We start from the raw sequence: 1,003 nt of genomic DNA, 5'->3' as shown, positions 1-1,003 counted from the left end.
GCAGCAGTTGGGCATAAAGCTGGGCGTGGTCGATGGAGGTCGTACAGTCGATGGCATGCTCCACTTCCACACAGATGAAACGGCGGCTGCCCGAAAGGTCGGTCAGCAGATCGCGGCGATTACTTGTACCGATGAATGAGGCGATTCTTGGCAACGATTCGGCCGAACGGCGGTAAGCACGACGCACACGCAGGTCTTCCATCTGCATCAGATTCTTCAGCTGGGGCATCCGGCTGACGGAAAGGCGGTCGAACTCATCGAGGTTGATCAGACCGTAAGAAGCCAGTTTGTTCTCCGCTGACGAGGCATTGGTCAGGTCGAAGCTCTCCGTGAAGTAGTCACGCAATTCTTGGGGAAGCAACATACGACAGAAAGTGGATTTACCCAACCCCTGTGTAGTGCTAACCAAAAGCGGAGCCACACTGTTAGCCCTGCGGCCACGATTGCCTGAGCCTGTCCACTGGGCTGTGACGGCCAGCATCCAGCGGTGGAAGGCGCGTACCCAGACATCCTTATCGGATACCCGTTTTGCCAACTCCGTTACGCGGTCCTTGCCGTCCCATTCGGGCAAGTTATTGAAATAGAGTTCAAAGGGGTGGTAGTCTTGTACGTGGTCGGATTCCACATATCGCTTGATGTCACGATCCCAGCACTCCACGCCGTTTTCGATGGCACTGAGAGCGATGCCGTTCAGGATACGGCTGTCTACGGGTGTATAAGTAAGGAGGTGAGACTCATCGGCTTTTTCTGTATTCAGGCGGGCGCATTCCGTCCGTTCCGTCAGCAGGTTGTAGCGGAAAGCATAGTGCAGTTTCAGGTAGCGTGAGAGGCGCTGCATCATCCGTTGCTGTTTCGGTTCCTTTTCTGCCTGCTGTGCTACTGGTTTCTTCGCTTCCACGGCAGATGGAGCTGTTTCTACCCATTCCGTCACTTCATTCTGTCCGTTCAGGCTGAACATGCGTTTCTCCGCATCTTCCTGCCGGGGTTTCCAGGTCAGGCGGAC

1 protein-coding gene is annotated in these 1,003 nt (G+C 55.2%); it reads right to left on the bottom strand.

The window, feature by feature from the left end; translation table 11 throughout:
* Positions 1–1,003, bottom strand: a 1,003-nt coding sequence (locus tag HF894_RS15045; RefSeq protein WP_218417856.1) for a virulence-associated E family protein, incomplete at both ends; no start/stop codon positions are given.

This window comes from Caecibacteroides pullorum (assembly GCF_019239235.1).
Taxonomy (GTDB): domain Bacteria; phylum Bacteroidota; class Bacteroidia; order Bacteroidales; family Bacteroidaceae; genus Bacteroides; species Bacteroides pullorum.
This window is presented reverse-complemented; position numbering and strand designations above follow the sequence as displayed.